We start from the raw sequence: 16,893 nt of genomic DNA, 5'->3' as shown, positions 1-16,893 counted from the left end.
AGTCATGTAGTTAAGATAATAAGTTAAATCTGAAATTTATTATCTATATTACTATTAATTATTGGTAATTTAATGTAAACTATGTTATAGTAAAGAAGGTTATTAATTAAAAAGGAAGTGAAATTATATATGGAAAAAAAGAAATTTGAAAATTTAGGCTTATCTACAGAAATTAATAAAGCAGTTGGAGATATGGGTTTTGAGGAGGCAACTCCAATCCAGACACAGGCAATTCCGTACATATTAGAGGGAAGAGATGTAATAGGACAAGCACAGACTGGGACAGGGAAGACAGCAGCTTTTGGAATTCCAATTTTAGAAAAAATAGATAAAGACAATAAAAATGTTCAGGTATTAATTTTATGTCCAACGAGAGAATTAGCTATTCAGGTGTCAGAAGAAATTAGAAGATTGGCAAAATATAAAAAGAATATTAAAACTTTACCAGTCTACGGTGGTCAATCTATTAAGCGTCAAATTAGAGCACTTAAAAAGGGAGTGCAGATTGTAATTGGAACACCAGGTCGTACAATGGATCATATGAGAAGGGGTACTTTAAAGTTAAATAATTTAGATATGATGATTCTAGACGAAGCAGATGAAATGTTAAATATGGGTTTTAGAGATGACATAGAAACTATTCTAAAAGGGATAAAAGGAAAAAGGCAGACTATTTTCTTCTCTGCTACTATGCCTAAGTCTATCTTAGCTTTAAGGAAGAAGTATCAGAAGAATCCTGAAATAATCAAGGTGGTTCGCAAGGAATTAACAGTACCTAATATTGAACAAGCTTATTTTGAAGTTAATAGGAGAAATAAATTAGAGAGTTTATCTAGATTAATTGATATGTATAATCCCAAGTTGGCATTAGTATTCTGTAATACTAGAAAGCAAGTAGATGAACTTTCCATTCAACTTCAAGCTCGAGGTTATTTTGCGGATAGTTTACATGGTGGCATGAAGCAATCGCAAAGAGATAGAGTTATGAATAAGTTTAAGAATGGTACTGTGGAAGTCTTAGTGGCAACTGATGTAGCTGCAAGAGGAATCGATATTGAGGATATAGAGATTGTATTTAATTATGATGTTCCTCAAGATGAAGAGTATTATGTACATAGAATTGGTAGAACTGGACGAGCTGGTAGAAAAGGTCGGGCTTTTACTTTTGTATCTGGCAAGGAAATTTATAAATTAAAAGGAATTCAGAAGTATACAAAGACTAAAATTAAAAGGAAGCAAGTACCTTCTGCTAGTGATATAGAAGAGATTAAGATGAGTCTTCTTTTAGAAGATGTAATTGAAATGTTAGAAGGGGATAACTTATCAAAAGAGGTTAAAGTAATTGAAGGATTAGTTGAAGAAGATTATACTTCTATTGATATAGCAGCAGCTTTATTAAAATTAGTAGTTGAAGAAGATAACAAAGAAGAGAAAGATTCTACAGAAGATTTTGGGAATACAGGAGCAGAAGCTGGAATGGTTAGACTTTTTATGAACATAGGAAGGAAACAGAATGTAACTCCAGGAGATGTTGTGGGAGCTATAGCTGGGGAAACTAGTATTTCTGGTAACTTAGTTGGTTTAATCGATATTTATGATAGATATACATTTGTAGAAGTTCCTAGAGAAAATGCCAAAGAAGTATTAATGGTTATGAAAGATAATAGAGTAAAAGGTAGGAATATTACTATTGAACCAGCGAACCCTAAATAATAGATTTTTTAAGGTAGTCCAATATTGGACTACCTTTTTTAGTAGATATTTTTTGTTTTAAGGTATATAGTGAAGGGGTTTTATTATTAATATGTAATTATTATTATGAGTGGTATAAAAAATAGAGATAAATTTGTAAAGCTTAATAATTATTAAGCTTGAATTTAGGAGGGGGATTTTTATGGGGATTCTAAGCTTTTTAAAAGGTTTAAAGAAGAAAAAGGGTAGTCAGAATAACGCAAATAAGAATAATTCAAAATATGATGGATTAACTATAGAAGAATTATATTTTAAGGGGAAAAGTAATTGGTTAGCTGGTAACTTTGATGAAGCTTTAGAATTTTTTAAGGCAGGAATTGATAAGCAAGATAACTCAGATCCTTATAGTTATGCTTGTTTAGCTATGTATTATTATGAAATAGCTTCTAAAGGAAGTGAGAACGATGATAGTGATGATTTTAATAAAGAAGAATATGATAAAATGGTAAGCTGGGCTGGAGCACATGTAAAAGAGAGTTCAACACCTGATATATTAGTATTATATTCTTTAGGAGATGTAGCTGCTAAGTTGGGCACAAAGGAGTCTGAATCATCATTGAATCCTTTTTATGAAGCTATGTATAGATATTTAGGATTGCTTCTTTATGATTATATTACAGGAGGACATCAAGAATTAACTAAAATGATAAATAAACATCAAGAAGAGCCAGTCTTTAAAAGACAGGCCTCATTAGTGAAGGTTGAAAAGGTAAGAAGTCAAAAATTATTTGACTCTCAAAGAGAAGAATTAACTCAATTGACAAAGGGTAACTTAAAAGAGAATGGTTTGATTAGACATCTTTTAGTGGATGTTCATAATTATTCTGAAAACGAATTTAAACAGTTACAAAAGAGTTTTAGTAAAGAAAATATTTTAGTACCATTGATTATCTTTTGTAGTTTAATTTCAGAGGCTAGATTGAAAGGGCTAGAAGGATTAAAATAGAACTTTTATTATTTATTTAGCTAAAGATTGAAGGAGATCTTATTCTTAAATTAAGATTCATCTTTAGGAGCTTCTTCTTTTATATCGTCCTTCTTTGGGGCTAATTCTTCACTTGTTTCTAAATCAAATTGTGGTTTTAAATCTTTCAATTCATTTCTATTAGTTGATCTTTCTTCACTAAAAGCGTTCTTTCGTTTATACCACTTTATTACCTCAAAGGATAGTAAGAAGATTCCACCTGCTGTTAGTATTCTTAACCAGTCTACTACTGGTAACGGCGCAAAATCAAGATAGGAATTAAGACCTGGTACGTAAACAACGGATAATACTAAAACAAAAGAAATAATGATTGAATAAAGCATCTTTTTATTGCTAAAGAAGTTTTCATTAAAGAGGCTGGTAAATTTATAACGTCGTGAAAGTATATTCAATAACTGACAAATAACAATAGTTAAATAGGTTATAGTGGTAGCCCGAGGATATAGGGCATGATTATTTGTGAATCCTCCTTTGATATTATTAACAAAGAGACCGTAGTTAATAAAGGCTAATCCTCCCATCATAATACCTAAGAATACTACTTCAATAGTACTTCTTTTATTAATAATATGCTCATCTCGATCACGTGGAGGGGTAGTCATTAATTCTTCAGAACCAGGATCAAATGTTAATGCAGTTAGAGGGACAATTTCTGCAAGTAGATCAATAGCAAGAATCTGAATAGCTAATATTGGTATTGGCCATCCGAAGAAGACAGCTCCAATTAAACCTAATAAAACAATTAATAATTCAGCTGCATTACTGGTTAAGGTACCAAGCACTGTTTTCTTAAGGTTATTATAGATTGTTCGGCCTTCTTTAATAGCATAGACTAGTGTTGGGTAACTATCATCTAACAGTATCATTTCAGCAGTTTCTTTTGATACATCAGTTCCCATCTGTCCCATAGCGACACCGATATGTGCACTTTTAAGTGCTGGAGCATCATTGACACCATCCCCTGTAACTGCAACAATTTTATTTTGTTCTTTTAGATTTTGCACGATCCTTAATTTGTTTTCTGGTGAAACTCGAGAAAAAATTAGAGATTCATTTTCATCCATTTTACGTTTTAATTTTTCATCAGAGATTTCTTCTAATTCTTGGTTAGTAATTGCTGGTGCTTCTTTATCACCACCTAGATTAATTTCATCTGCGATTGCTTTAGCTGTTATGGCATGATCACCAGTCATTATATAGGTGTTGATATGAGCTTGATGGGCATCTGCAATTGCTTCTTTGACCCCTTCCTTAGGTGGGTCAATCATTGCTACTAATCCTAAAAAGACTACATCTCTTTCAATCTTATCTATTTCATATTCAGTTTCATTAGAATCAAGTTTACGATGAGCAACAGCTAAAACTCGTAGGGCTTGATTCGAATAATTTTCATTTAATTCATTTAGCATTTTCTTATCTTCTTCAGTAATTTTTACTTTCTCACCATTTTTATAAATATAATTTGATATTGAAAGAACGCTATTTAATGCTCCCTTTAGAGTTAAAAGCTTACCATCTTCAAACTCCCTTATTGAGCTCATTCGTTTACGTTCTGAATCAAAGCTAAATTCATGAATTTCAGGATTCTCTTCATCTTCTTTAGAAGAACGCATATCTAGTTTAGTCGATAAAGTAATTAAAGCTGCTTCAGTAGGATCTCCTATAGAATACCATCCAGAATGATCATCATCAGGAGGGTGAATTTCGGCATTTGAAGACATTGTTGCAGCATCAAATATTATTTCTAACTCATCTTTCTTTTCCTGACTTAAAGGTTTATCATCTTGATTTAAGATATCTCCTTCCGGCTCATAACCAAGACCAGTTATTTTGTATTCTTGCCCATCAAACCAGACGGTCTTAACAGTCATTTCATTTTTAGTAAGAGTACCGGTTTTATCTGTGGCGATTACATTTGTAGAACCAAGAGTTTCAACAGAAGAGAGTTTTTTAACTACTGCATTCTGTTCAGACATTCTGGCTACTCCTTGAGAGAGCGAGACAGTAACCTGCATAGGTAATGCTTGAGGAACAATGGCAATAGTAATGCCTAAACCATAAACTAAGGCATAATATAGATTAAGTCCGCGATATATACTCACACCCAATAACAGAATACCGATTACGATAGCAAAGATTGCTAATTGATTAGCGATTATTCGTAACTCTTGTTGCAGAGGTGATTCTGATTTTTCTTCTTCTTGAGTTAGAGAGGCAATCTTACCCATTTCAGTATCTGTTCCTGTAGAAACTACTACCCCTTTAGCTGATCCAGCGGCAACATTAGTGCCCATGTATGCCATATTGATTCGGTCTGCAAGAGCAGTTTCTTCATTAATTTGATTAACCTGTTTCTCCTGAGGTACAGATTCTCCTGTTAAGGATACTTCATTTACTCTAAGATTATTCGATTCTATTATTCTTATATCTGCAGGAATCTTGTCTCCTTCCTCTAAGCTAATTATATCACCAGGAACTAAATTCTTCTGTGCCAGCTCTTTAATTCCTTCATCTCTATAAACTTTAGCAGGGGACTGGATTAATTTTTTTAAAGAAGACATTATTTTTTCTGCTTTAAATTCTTGAAAGAAACCTATTACTACATTAATTATAACAATGGCTAACATTACAATAGCATCACGATAATTTTGGATTAGTAAGGACATACCAGAAGCTACTACTAACATTATCGTCAATACATCCTTAAATTGTAATAAGAATAAAAGCCACCGTGGTGTACCTTGTGAAGTTTGTAATTCATTTGTTCCATGTTCTTTTAGTCTTTTTTGTGCTTCATTTTTAGAAATACCTTTCTGACTAGTACTGAGTTCTTTAAAGACATCTTCAACTTTTTGTTGGTAAAAGTTAATTTTTTATACCTCCTTTGTACAAAGCTTAAATATTTTTAATTAATAATTAATTGGCAATAATAATTATTAATTTTATTTTTTCTGTTTTATCATTATTTATACTTTTTTTTACTAACGTTATACTGTTAAAATTGAAAATTTATGATAATTATTATTAGATTTGTATGATTACTGGTAAAATCGTTAAATATTTAAAACTTAAAGTTAATTTTTATTCTGATTCTTTATAGATTAGGTTTAGTTATAATAAAAGATGGTTATACTTTTTATAAGAATGGTCTTTTGATACGATTTTATATTATGGAAGGTGGGGAAGGTAATGAGGATTCCAGATCATATAGGTATTATTCCAGATGGGAATAGAAGATGGGCTGTAAATAATGGTTTTTCTAAAAAAGATGGTTATCAAAAAGGATTAGAACCAGGATTAAAACTTTTGAGATTATGTAAAGAAGTAGGAGTCAAAGAGTTAACTTACTATGGTTTTACAATGGATAATACTAAAAGACCTTCAATCCAGACTGAAGCTTTTACTCAGGCATGTATTGATGCGGTAAAAATGATCGCTAAAGAAGATGTTTCATTACTTGTAGTAGGGAATACTGACACTCCCATGTTTCCAGAAGAACTACTACCTTACACTGAAAAGAGGCAAGATCTTGGAGATGAGGGAATAAAGGTTAACTTTCTGGTTAACTATGGTTGGCATTGGGACTTATATAATTTAATTAAAAGTCAAAGAGAAGGTAAGAGAAAAAGTAATATTATTGATTCTTTAAATTCAAATGATATATCTCAAATTGATTTAATAATTCGCTGGGGAGAAAGAAGAAGGTTAAGTGGTTTTTTACCAGTGCAGTCGATTTATTCTGATATTTATGTAGTAGATAGTTATTGGCCTGATTTTAAATCTGAAGATTTTTATGCAGCTTTACAATGGTATGATAAACAAGATATAACTTATGGAGGGTAGGTTTATAAGATTATATCTATAAGAGAGCTAAAGAGAATATGAAAGCAGTATAAGACTAGAAATATGGAAGGTTAGTTGCTTAACCTGTGATACTATAATTTTTTAGAATATATTTAATTTTATTAAGATTACTCATTTAAGTGAACAATCTTTTTTGAATGAATTAACCTTTCATGCTCAATTGGATTAAATTCTTTAAAGATAAATTCTTGATCATCTTTCATGTTTTCTAGCATAACACAAATATCATTTTTAATTTGATTAAAAGCTTGTACGACTGTAGGGCAAAATTGCTCGGAAATATGATTATTTATTTCTTCAAAAGCATATTCATAATCTAAAGCCTGTCGATAAGGTCTATCAGATGTCATGGCATCAAAAGCATCTGCCACTGTAATAATTCGAGATGCTAGAGGTATATCTTTTCCTTTCAATCCTTCAGGATATCCTAAACCATCAAAGCGTTCATGATGATATAGTACTAGTGAAGATATATTTTCAAGTATTGATACTTTAGTAAGAATATCATAGCCAATTTTAGGATGGTCCTGAATTTGTTCTACCTCTTTAGCCGTTAATTTTCCTGGTTTATTTAATATATTATCTGGAATACCAATTTTACCAATATCATGCAAATGAGCAGCAATATGGATCTCTTCAATCTCTTCGCTATTTAATTCTAGGCTTTCCGCAATCATTGTAGATATCTTTGCTACTCTCCAGGAATGTCCAAATGTATTCTGATTTCGAACATTTAAAGTAGTTATTAGGATATCAATTAATTCATGAATATCTATCTTATTCCACATTATATGTAATCCCCTTTTTATTATAAATAAATTAAAGTAAGAATGAATATAAAGATTAGCACCAATCTAAATGATAATGAAAATCATTTACAATATAATAACATGATTATTTTAGTCTGTCAAGGAATTTATGGAAATCACCCTGCGATAAAGATTCTAAATAGCTTATAAAATTTCTTTAATTAGCCAAAATAAATATAGAAAAGAATTAAATAATGGGGGGGATAATAATGGAAATAGGAATACTTGGATTAGGTAAGATGGGAAAGAATTTAGCATTAAATTTAATAGATAATGGGCATCAAGTAGTTGGATATGATAGAAACTCGGATACAGTTAAAGGAGCAGAGAAAGAAGGGGTTAAAGGTGCATATAGTTTAGAAGAATTAGTTAATAAGTTATCTCCTAGAAGGGTAATTTGGATGATGATTCCTGCTGGTGCTCCAGTAGATGATACACTTGAAAGGTTATCTTCAATATTAGATAAGGATGATATCATTATAGATGGAGGAAACTCTAATTTTAATAATACTCTACGACGGAATGAATTTCTTAAAGAATTAGGACTTCATTTGGTAGATGCTGGTACAAGTGGTGGGGTTGAAGGCGCTAGAAATGGTGCTTGTATGATGATAGGAGCAGAAGATGATGTATTTGATTATTTAGAAGAAGTCTTTAGAGATGTAAATGTGGAAAATGGATACTTACATACAGGGCCGACAGGTACTGGACATTTTGTTAAGATGGTTCATAATGGAGTTGAATATGGCATTTTACAAGCAATTGGAGAAGGATTTGAAATTCTTCATGCTAGTGACTTTGATCTTGATTATAAAGAAATAGCTAGAGTTTGGAATCATGGTTCGGTGATTAGGAGTTGGTTAATGGAATTAACGAAGAATGCCTTTAGCAGGGACCCATATTTAGATGATATAAAAGGAGTTGTAAATTCTTCAGGTGAAGGGTTATGGACGGTAGAAGAGGCCCTCAAACTTAAAGTACCAGTACCTGTAATTGCTAATTCACTATTTGTTAGATATCGTTCCCAAAAGGAAGAAAATTTTACTGGTAAAGTAATAGCAGCACTAAGAAATGAGTTTGGAGGTCATAAGGTTGAAAAGAAATAATTTAGAATCCTGTCAAATAGTAATCTTTGGTGGGACAGGAGATCTAACTCACCGTAAATTGATGCCAGCATTTTATAATCTGTTAGCTAAAGGTTCATTACCTAATAATTTTTCAATTATTAGCATTGGAAAAGGTAATAAGGATAGACAGGATTACTTAGATGATATATATCAATCACTCCAAAAGTTTGTTAATGATAAATTGCAGGATGAATTCTGGAATTCTTTAAAAGAAAAGATTTATTATGAGAATTTTGACTTTGAAGATAAGAAAAGATATCAAAATTTAAAAGAGGAATTAGAAAGATTGGATAATGAATACCAAACTCATAATAAGAGGATATTTTACTTAGCCGTACCTCCTCGTTACTTTGGAATTATTGTAGATAATTTAGAAGAAGCTAGCTTGCTTAACCCTTTGGAGCCTTCTTGGCCTAGAGTAGTTATAGAAAAACCATTTGGGTATGATCTTGAATCTGCTAAGAGATTAAATAAACAGATAACTAAAGTATTTCCAGAAGAGAATATTTATCGTATTGATCATTATTTAGGTAAAGAAATGTTACAAAGTATGATGATGATTCGGTTTGCTAACTTAGTCTTTGAACCTGTCTGGAATAATAAATATATAGATAATATTCAAATCATCTCAAATGAAACTGTTGGAGTTGGCAAACGTGGTAGGTATTATGAAAAGTCAGGTGCTTTACGAGATATGGTACAGAATCATATGTTACAAATTTTAGCTTTGACGGCTATGGAACCACCAACCGATATGAAAACAGAGTCGGTTCGCGATGAAAAGATAAAGGTCTTTAAGTCATTAGCTAATTTTGATTCAAAGATGATAGCAGATTATGTAGTAAGAGGGCAGTATGATACAGGAACGGTAGATAATGAAGAGGTAATTGCTTATCGTGATGAAGATGACGTTGCTGCTGATTCAAAGACTGAGACCTTTGTTGCTTTAAAGTTACTCATTAATAATATGCGTTGGTCTGGTGTGCCTTTCTATATTAAGACAGGTAAGAGGTTGAATGAAAAATTTACAGAAGTAATTATTGAATTTAAATCCTCTTTCCATCCATCTTATTCAAAGCGGTTTATTGATTTGAAACCTAATCTGTTAGCGATTAAGATTCAACCTGATGAAGGAGTTTATTTTCAATTTAATGCTAAAGAGTTAGATAGTAAAGAGAATATTGTGCCTGTAAAGATGAATTTTTGTCAAAACTGTGGAATAGAGATTAATTCCCCAGAAGCTTATGAACGATTAATGCATAGTGTAATGATTGGTGATCAGACTTTATTTACTCGCTGGGATGAGGTTGAATATTCTTGGAAGTTCGTTGATCAAATATCTGAGGCCTGGACTAAAAAAGATGTCAATTTTCCAAACTATCAAGCAGGGAGTGATGGACCACAAGCAGCACATGATTTACTAGCCAAGGATGAACTAAAATGGTGGGGTGTTTAGAGGAGGTAGAAGATGAAGATATACGATATTTCTATGTCTGTTCATTCTAAAATGAATGTCTATAAAGAAAGAGACGAAAAAAGACCTGAGTTGTCAGTAATAAGTGATTTTGATACGGGTTCTGTTTATGAAACAGAAATTAAGATGAACTTACATACAGGGACTCATATTGATGCTCCTTTACATGTTTTTAAAGATGGGGAAACAACAGATAATTTTGATATAAAAGATATTTTACGTCCATGTCGAGTATTAGATTTAACCTATGTTACAGACCAAGTATCTGCTGCTGATTTTAATGATTATGATATAAAATCAGAGCAATTTTTGCTTTTAAAGACTAAAAATTCTAATGAATCTTATTTAAAAGATTTTCCTGAAGAGTTTATTTATTTAGCTGAAGATGGAGCTGAATTTTTAGCAGATAAAGGGATTAAAGGAGTAGGAATTGACTCTTTAGGAATAGAGCGTAATCAACTTGGACATCCAACTCATAAAGTGTTGTTATCACATGGGGTTACTATTGTAGAAGGATTAAATTTAAAAGGGATTAAAGAAGGAAATTATACTTTATTATTGGCACCATTAAAGATTAGTGAGGCTGAGTCTGCTCCGGCTCGAGCTGTCTTAATTACCGATTATTTCTAGTCTATTGTAAAATTTTATAGGGGACTAGATTTTTTTATTGAAGAAAATTCATATTTGTTTTATACTTTACATAGGATTCTATTAACTTTATATAGTAATAGTATTAAGTGAATGGTGATTTTAAGACAAATAAAACTTATTATGTATTATTTACAGGGAGGTAATAATATGATGAGTGATTGTGGATGTGACTGTGGTTGTAATGATGTCCAAAGTAAAGAGCAAGAGTCTAACTTGTTAGAATGTCCTACGTGTGGAGAAGAAGGCAAAGGGGTTCCTTTTGATGTAATTAAAACCTTCATCAACAAAGATTTGCGGAGAGATATAACAAATGGAGAATTTTATATTTGTTTAAATTCTAAATGTAAGACAGCTTATTATAATAAAAATGGAGATTATCTGTTTTCAATAAATGGTATTCAAAAGCCTATATGGTTTAAAGAAGGTTCAAAACCTAAGATTGCATGCTATTGTAATGATATTACTTATGAACAAGTCAAGAAGGCAGTTAATCAGTATGATTTGAGAAGCTGGAAAGAAATTGTTTTGCATTATAATGAGAAGATAATCTGCAAATGTAGTAAATTAAATCCTACAGGAGAATGTTGTAGTGATAATTTTAATAAGGTAATTGATAGATTTTAAATTTATTACGGGGATAATTTATTTTTAACTAATACATTAGCAATTTATTATATAATTATATTATTTATTTTATAAATATCATAAATTTAAAAAATAGTTCTTAATGTAGAGTTGCTGAAAATAAGATCTCATTATAAAATAATAATTTTTTATATTTTTTTATTTTATTGATTTGGTAATTATGATGCCTGAATATTTCAAAGTATCCTTCCATAGTTTTAATATGCTTACCATTATCAAAAAAATTCATGAAGTAGTTGTTAAAATGCGAGTTTATAAAGAAACATGGTTCAATCACAATAATACTTCCGTTTGATTTCAATATTCGACTGAATTCTTGTAAAACATCTGATAACTTTTTTGATGGGATATGATGTAGGACTGCTACTATGAGAATATAGTCAAATACATCACTTAGAATATTTAAATCTTTTTCCTTTAAAACATGAAAATTATATTGAGGGTATAAATGCCTAGCATACTTTATTCTATTTTGATCGAGGTCTACTCCTAGGTAATTATTAGGTGAGAACATTGAACAACTAGAGCCAATTCCGCAGCCAAAGTCTAATACTGATTTATTTTGAATATTAAAATTACGTTTAATAACATTATTAATGTATAAATTGGATAACCAAGTTGGTCGAACAAACCAGTGATATAATTTAGGAGATAATTTCATGAATCTATTATTTCACCATCCTTTCTTAACTATAATTGCAATTGTTTTAGGTAATATCCTAAGAGTAGTAGCAGGATTTATTTTACTTATCACTTATCTTTATTTCTATGCTTATAATAGGTTATCTTTATAATAACCAAAATTTTAATGGTTATGCTAATCTATTAAAACACTCAGGTAGGTTATTAGATGGCTTTATAATATTATATATCATTTTAATTTAATTGATGGCCAATTAAATGGACCAGTTATCGGAGGAATCTTTACTGTAGGCAGTATTAGTCCATTTTATTTTAGTAAATTAGCAGAAATTATTGACAGTAGTAGATGAAAGATGTTATACTATTTATAGATAATGAAAATCATTATCATTATATATGATTAAGGAAACCATTGAAGCTGAAGATGAAATTGAAACTTGGGTCAACAATCTATCAGGTTAATTTTCTATAATTGGAGGAGAAGAGTATGGATAATTTAAGTAAGAATCTAGAAGAATGCATTATCTGTGTTTTAAAAAATATTGGAGCGACATTAATTGGAGTCAAGCCTGCTGAATTAAGAACTATAAAAGTATATGATGGTAGTTATAATGTCTGGAATAGATGTAAAAATGTAATTTTACTTAATGAAGAGGTAGAGGTTATAGAATTAAATAAAAGAGCTAATCGTAAAAAAGTTTTCTTCTATCATAAATCTGCTTTAGATAGACAATTAAGTAATTCAAAAATACGTAATTTTTTAATGAAGTTAGGTTATCCTAAAGAATATGACTTAAAATCGTATCTTGATTTTTTAGTTACCAGATTAAGAAAGCATGATTTAGGAAAAAGAGATTTCCCTCATGAAATTGGTATTTTTTTCGGTTATCCACTTAAAGATGTATTGGGTTTTATGGGGTATAGTGATTTAGAATGTACTTATAGACAGGAATGGAAGGTATATGGTGAAAAAAATAGCTCTTTATTACAAAAGAAGAAATTCAATTTGGCTCGAAGGCAATTTAATAGAAAGTTGGAGCAGGTTAAAAACATTGATCAATTTTATAAAGTGATATAGCTTAAATTTGAAACATTTTCAGCTCCAAATATTAGAATAAATTTACCCTTTGACAAAATTAGACTAATATATTATTATTAACAATAGTAATCTTTATATAAAGATTACTAAATTGTAAAAATATTAGAGAGATTATCATTCTCTAGGGAAGGGGCTTGAAATACATATTATGAAAAAAACTAAAGTAGGAATTGTTGGTTATGGTAATTTAGGTAAGGGAGTACAAGCCGCAGTTAAACAGAATCCTGATATTGAATTAGTAGGTGTCTTTACTAGACGACCTGTGGATACTGTAAATGTTAACGAAGAAGGTGTTGAAGTTGTAAATGTAGATGATACTGAGGATTATATTGATAAGATAGATGTTATGTTATTATGTGGTGGTTCGGCTACTGATCTCCCTGTACAGGGACCAAAGTTTGCAGCAATGTTTAATACTGTAGATAGCTATGATAATCATGATGAGATTCCAGAGTATTATAGTGAAATGAATGAAGTTGCTGAAGAAAATGGAAATACTAGTGCAATTAGTATTGGGTGGGATCCAGGTCTATTTTCTATGAATCGAATGCTAGCTGAAGCTGTTCTACCAGAAGGAAACGCTTATACTTTCTGGGGTCATGGAGTTAGCCAAGGACATTCTGATGCAATAAGACGAATAGATGGTGTGAAGGATGCAGTACAATATACTGTACCTAAAGAAGATGCAATTGAAAGAGTTAGGCAAGGAGAAAATCCTGAATTAGCAACAAAGAAAAAGCATACTAGAGAATGTTATGTAGTTGCTGAAGAGGGAGCAGATAAAGAACAGATTAAAGAAGAAATTAAGACAATGCCTAGTTACTTTGCTGATTATGAAACGACAGTTAACTTTGTAACCCAAGAAGAGTTAGATACTGAACATTCCGCTATGCCTCATGGTGGATTTGTAATGAGAAGTGGTCAAACAGGAGAAAATAAAGATAGTAATCAAATTATTGAATTTTCTTTAAATCTAGATAGCAATCCTGAATTTACAGCCAGTGTCTTAGTAGCTTATGCTCGAGCAATTCATCAATTAAATCAAGAAGGCCAAACTGGAGCTAAGACAGTATTTGATGTGCCGTTATCTTATTTAACTCATAAATCTTCAGCTGAATTAAGAAAAGAATTACTATAAAGTAGATAAAAGGCCAACTCTAAAAAGAGTTGGCCTTTTTTTGTATGCTCTGTAGTTTATGTTGATAGTAGTTGTAAGTTGGATTATCAACATTGAATGGTCAGGGGTTAATCTACTAAATATTTAGAGATGTATGGAGATGAAAAATATTTTCAGACTGATCAAGGAGTAGTAATAGATTATGATCAAAAAGAGATTAAAGCTAAGAAAGCTAAATATAAAGATAAAAAAATAGACTTTAGAATTAGAAAGTGATGTTCATATCCAGGAGGAAAACGGAAACTGTATCAAAGGAGATCAAACAGCACTTTATTTAGATTCTAAAGAGAATAATTTTATTATTGAAAAGAATGTAGAGGTAGAAATGGAGTTGGCAGTTAATTAATAATAAGTAAATAATATAATTTTAAGAATCAAGGAGGAATAGAAGATGAACTTAATAGTTGTTGAATCTCCGCATAAAGCGGAAACAATTGGAAATATGTTAGGTAATGATTATGTAATTAAAGCTTCCAAAGGTCATGTTAAAGACTTACCTAAAAGTGATTTGGGTATTGATATAAAGAAAGGTTTTATACCAAAGTATGTGACTATTCGAGGTAAAGGGAAGGTATTAAAGAGTTTAAGTAAGCTAGCTAAAAAATCAGATTTTATCTTTATAGCTTCTGACCCGGACCGGGAAGGTGAAGCTATTGGCTGGCATGTTAAAAATAGCTTAAAAGTTAGCAATGATAAGGTTAAAAGGATAACTTTTAATGCAATTACTAAATCAGCTGTAAGAAAAGCCTTAAAGAATCCAGGTGAAATGGATATGGATAAAGTTAATGCTCAGCAAGCCAGACGTTTATTAGATAGGATCATAGGTTATAAGATTTCTCCACCTATGCAGAATTTAGTTGCTAAAGGGACTTCGGCTGGGAGAGTTCAATCTGTTGCTTTAAAATTAGTTAAAGATCTAGATGATAAAATAGAAAAATTTGTACCGGTTGATTATTGGAGTGTAGCTGCACTCTTTGAAAGCAATCTAAAGTTAAAGTTGAATAAAATTAATGGCAAGAAGGTTAAAAAAGTTACTGATAAAAAAGAGTTAAAGAGAATTAAAAATATTTGTAAGGCAGGCCAAGATTTTAAAGTAGTTAAATCTAAAGTAAGTAAAAAGAAAAAGAATCCATACCCTCCCTTAAAGACTAGTACAATGCAAAAGTTGGCTGCTAAAAAGTTAGGATTTAATTCATCAAAGACAATGAAAATAGCTCAAAGACTGTATGAAGGAATAAAGGTAGATGGAGAACAACAAGGGCTGATAACATACATGAGAACTGACTCTACAAGGGTAGCCCCAGAAGCTAAAGAGATGGCCCAAGAATATATCAAAGAGGAGTATGGACCAGAATATGTAGGTGACTATCAAACTAGAAAGGCAGGCGCTCAGGACGCTCACGAAGCTATTCGACCGACTAATGTTCTTTTAGTTCCTAACAAGATTAAAAGCAATCTTAATTCAAAGCAATATAAGCTATATAAATTAATTTGGAATACCTTTCTTAGCTCTCAATTTGCTCCCATGAGATATGAACAGTTGAGATTATTGCTTGAACATGATAGATATATTTTTAAAGGATTAATTAATAAGCAGACTTTTGACGGGTTTGAAAAGAGCTTAGAAAAGGTAAGACGCAAGAAAAAAATGTTTAAGTCTCTTCCAAATATTAAAAAAGGCAGTACCTTAGAGCTAAATAAATTAAAAATCAAAAAGAAGAAGACTAAACCACCTAAAAGGTTTAAAGAATCATCATTGGTAGATAAATTAGAGAAGAAAGGAATTGGACGACCATCTACATATGCTGCAATAATCAGTAAATTAAAAAGCAAGAAATACATTAAGGTAAAGAATAAAAAGTTCTATACAACTAAATTGGGTAAAAAGGTTGTTGTATTTTTAGAAGAACATTTCTCTAATTTAATGGATGTTAAGTTTACGGCTAGGATGGAAAAAGCTTTAGATCAGATTCAAGAAGGAAAGATTCATTGGAAAGATTATTTAAGTGAATATTATAGTGATTTAAAACCTAAGATAGGAGCATTAAATAAGAAGGCAGGATCTACATATAGCAAAAACAGAAAGAAATACGTAGGAGTTAAAACTGATAAGAGTTGTAAGAAGTGTAATGAGGTAATGAATTTGAAAAAAGGCAAGTACGGCTTTTATTTGGGATGTTCTAATTATCCCGATTGTAAAACCACAGTTAATATTCCAGATGAAATAAAAATACCTAAAGATTATTTAGAAAAGGATAAAATTAAGCTAAAGGATAAGCTAGAAGAATTCTTTGCATCTAAGGAAGAAAAATTAAAGAAAAAATATGGTGTTTGCTCAAAGTGCGGTAAGCCGTTTAGATTGATTAATGGTAAGAACGGCAAGTTTTTAGGCTGTACAGGCTACCCAGATTGCAAAAATACTAAAAGCTATAATGCGAGTTGATTAATATATGACATTTTATACTCGTAGTGTTTTTGCAGTTTTCTTGTCGGTTATTTTAATGCAAATTTTAAACATAGCGGGATTAATGTTTATTTCTCTATTTGTCAAATGCTAAGTCAAGATAATTATTGGGGGGGTTATTAAATTAGATATTTATTTAGTTGTTTTCAATGCAATAAAAATGACTACATCATGTAACCAGAATGTCGTCAATCTTTACGTCAT

General features: G+C 31.0%; 14 protein-coding genes. 11 read left to right on the top strand and 3 right to left on the bottom strand.

Annotated features, from left to right (window positions below; genetic code table 11):
- Positions 1-129 precede the first annotated feature (129 nt).
- Both B5D41_RS03560 and B5D41_RS03555 read left to right on the top strand, forming a co-directional pair.
- Positions 130-1,713: a DEAD/DEAH box helicase gene (locus B5D41_RS03560; RefSeq protein ID WP_078809236.1), complete on the top strand. Its 1,584-nt coding sequence runs from the start codon at positions 130-132 to the stop codon at positions 1,711-1,713.
- Between the two features lie 181 nt (positions 1,714-1,894).
- On the top strand, positions 1,895-2,698 hold the full coding sequence (locus B5D41_RS03555) for a hypothetical protein (RefSeq protein ID WP_078809235.1): 804 nt from the start codon (positions 1,895-1,897) through the stop codon (positions 2,696-2,698).
- A gap of 50 nt (positions 2,699-2,748) precedes the next feature.
- On the opposite strand, the gene B5D41_RS03550 is transcribed toward B5D41_RS03555, so the two are convergent.
- On the bottom strand, positions 2,749-5,607 hold the full coding sequence (locus B5D41_RS03550; RefSeq protein WP_078809234.1) for a cation-translocating P-type ATPase: 2,859 nt from the start codon (positions 5,605-5,607) through the stop codon (positions 2,749-2,751).
- A gap of 319 nt (positions 5,608-5,926) precedes the next feature.
- Between B5D41_RS03550 and uppS the strand changes: the two genes are divergently transcribed.
- Positions 5,927-6,580: a polyprenyl diphosphate synthase gene (gene uppS, locus B5D41_RS03545; protein WP_078809233.1), complete on the top strand. Its 654-nt coding sequence runs from the start codon at positions 5,927-5,929 to the stop codon at positions 6,578-6,580.
- A gap of 128 nt (positions 6,581-6,708) precedes the next feature.
- Here the strand turns inward: uppS and B5D41_RS03540 are convergent, their stop codons facing one another.
- On the bottom strand, positions 6,709-7,389 hold the full coding sequence (locus tag B5D41_RS03540) for an HD-GYP domain-containing protein (RefSeq protein ID WP_078809232.1): 681 nt from the start codon (positions 7,387-7,389) through the stop codon (positions 6,709-6,711).
- A 230-nt stretch (positions 7,390-7,619) separates the two neighbouring features.
- On the opposite strand from B5D41_RS03540, the gene gnd reads away from it, so the two are divergent.
- From gnd to B5D41_RS03520, 4 genes are all read left to right on the top strand, one after another.
- On the top strand, positions 7,620-8,516 hold the full coding sequence (gene gnd, locus B5D41_RS03535; protein WP_078809231.1) for a phosphogluconate dehydrogenase (NAD(+)-dependent, decarboxylating): 897 nt from the start codon (positions 7,620-7,622) through the stop codon (positions 8,514-8,516).
- Positions 8,503-9,993, top strand: a complete 1,491-nt coding sequence (gene zwf, locus B5D41_RS03530) for a glucose-6-phosphate dehydrogenase (RefSeq protein ID WP_078809230.1) — start codon at positions 8,503-8,505, stop codon at positions 9,991-9,993. The genes gnd and zwf overlap by 14 nt, the downstream gene beginning before the upstream one ends.
- Positions 9,994-10,005: 12 nt before the next feature.
- Entirely contained in the window at positions 10,006-10,641 is a 636-nt protein-coding gene (locus B5D41_RS03525) for a cyclase family protein (protein ID WP_078809229.1), read from the top strand.
- Positions 10,642-10,809: 168 nt separating this feature from the next.
- On the top strand, positions 10,810-11,286 hold the full coding sequence (locus B5D41_RS03520) for a hypothetical protein (protein ID WP_078809228.1): 477 nt from the start codon (positions 10,810-10,812) through the stop codon (positions 11,284-11,286).
- A 100-nt stretch (positions 11,287-11,386) separates the two neighbouring features.
- Here the strand turns inward: B5D41_RS03520 and B5D41_RS14535 are convergent, their stop codons facing one another.
- On the bottom strand, positions 11,387-11,968 hold the full coding sequence (locus B5D41_RS14535; protein ID WP_078809227.1) for a class I SAM-dependent methyltransferase: 582 nt from the start codon (positions 11,966-11,968) through the stop codon (positions 11,387-11,389).
- Between the two features lie 468 nt (positions 11,969-12,436).
- Between B5D41_RS14535 and B5D41_RS03510 the strand changes: the two genes are divergently transcribed.
- From B5D41_RS03510 to topA, 4 genes are all read left to right on the top strand, one after another.
- The gene (locus tag B5D41_RS03510; RefSeq protein WP_078809226.1) at positions 12,437-13,027 is read left to right on the top strand and encodes a DUF3793 family protein; all 591 of its coding nucleotides are present in this window, start codon (positions 12,437-12,439) and stop codon (positions 13,025-13,027) included.
- Positions 13,028-13,196: 169 nt separating this feature from the next.
- On the top strand, positions 13,197-14,186 hold the full coding sequence (locus B5D41_RS03505; RefSeq protein ID WP_078809225.1) for a diaminopimelate dehydrogenase: 990 nt from the start codon (positions 13,197-13,199) through the stop codon (positions 14,184-14,186).
- A 129-nt stretch (positions 14,187-14,315) separates the two neighbouring features.
- The gene (locus B5D41_RS14460; RefSeq protein WP_268794129.1) at positions 14,316-14,441 is read left to right on the top strand and encodes a hypothetical protein; all 126 of its coding nucleotides are present in this window, start codon (positions 14,316-14,318) and stop codon (positions 14,439-14,441) included.
- A gap of 175 nt (positions 14,442-14,616) precedes the next feature.
- Positions 14,617-16,668 carry a type I DNA topoisomerase gene (gene topA / locus B5D41_RS03500; RefSeq protein WP_078809224.1) on the top strand — a complete coding sequence of 684 codons (2,052 nt, stop codon included), beginning with the start codon at positions 14,617-14,619 and terminating at the stop codon, positions 16,666-16,668.
- The last annotated feature ends 225 nt before the right edge of the window (positions 16,669-16,893 follow it).

Source organism: Selenihalanaerobacter shriftii, assembly GCF_900167185.1.
Classification (GTDB): domain Bacteria; phylum Bacillota; class Halanaerobiia; order Halobacteroidales; family Acetohalobiaceae; genus Selenihalanaerobacter; species Selenihalanaerobacter shriftii.
This window is presented reverse-complemented; position numbering and strand designations above follow the sequence as displayed.